Consider the following 840-nt stretch of genomic DNA (forward strand, 5'->3'; position numbering starts at 1 on the left):
CTGACTGGAGCAGATCAGAAAAACCGACTTAAAAACAGCAATTTAATCTTTAAGGGTAGTGGAGGAATAGGAATAGGAATTTGGAAATTATCTCCAGCATTCCCATTAAAAATAACCTATTGCTATTAGCTAGTTAGACTATTGGGTGTGTGTACATCTACGAAAAAGATAACCACCTGCCGAAGTAGGTGGTTATAGGTTTGAAGCTCAAGAACTCATACGTTAAACGTTAAGGAACTGAGACGCAAGACGCGTACAACTCCTCTTCTCCCATACTAGCCCCTTCGTTACCATTCTTGAGGCTTGCATTTAAAAATCCAGGACCACGACTTGTACTTGACCAGTAACTGAGCCTGACTGGCCAGCCGCGCGCGTTGAACATATTGCCGTATGTATTGAAGAGCTCTAACTTTAACTCATTTTTTGTTGCCAAACGCCAGTTGGTGCGTCCTGCTAAGCTTTCGTTACCATATGTGGCACATAATCTAGATGCATTCTCCCAGGTGAACCAAAAGAAATCTCCAGCAGGCCCAGAAGTTCCAATTTCTTGCGTAAAACCATTATTGACACTTCCTCCGATGCTATGAAGAGCGATTTTTGATGGTGAATTGGTAAACAACTTCCCACTCCCAGTATCGAATATATCAATACATGAAGCACCAGTGAGCGTACATGTATATACATCCACGCTCACTGTGTTACTGGTGACGCCATCTTTAATGGCGGTTATCGTTGTTTGGCCAACGTTGACGCCAGACAGGAAGCCAGTCGGCGTTACTGTCGCGGTACTCAGATCATCCGACGTCCAAGTGACGGAATCACTCACATCGGAGGAAGTGG

1 protein-coding gene and 1 pseudogene are annotated in these 840 nt (G+C 44.3%); both read right to left on the reverse strand.

Annotated features, from left to right (window positions below; translation table 11 throughout):
* Positions 1–229: 229 nt before the first annotated feature.
* Entirely contained in the window at positions 230–619 is a 390-nt protein-coding gene (locus AB4589_RS22190; RefSeq protein ID WP_372101693.1) for a DUF1566 domain-containing protein, read from the reverse strand.
* Positions 620–712: 93 nt separating this feature from the next.
* Positions 713–826, reverse strand: a pseudogene (locus tag AB4589_RS22195) (Ig-like domain-containing protein); the annotation flags it as partial.
* Between the last annotated feature and the right edge of the window lie 14 nt (positions 827–840).

Origin of the sequence: Vibrio sp. 10N.222.49.A3 (genome assembly GCF_041475145.1) — a bacterium.
In the GTDB taxonomy this organism is placed as follows: Bacteria; Pseudomonadota; Gammaproteobacteria; order Enterobacterales; family Vibrionaceae; genus Vibrio; species Vibrio tasmaniensis_A.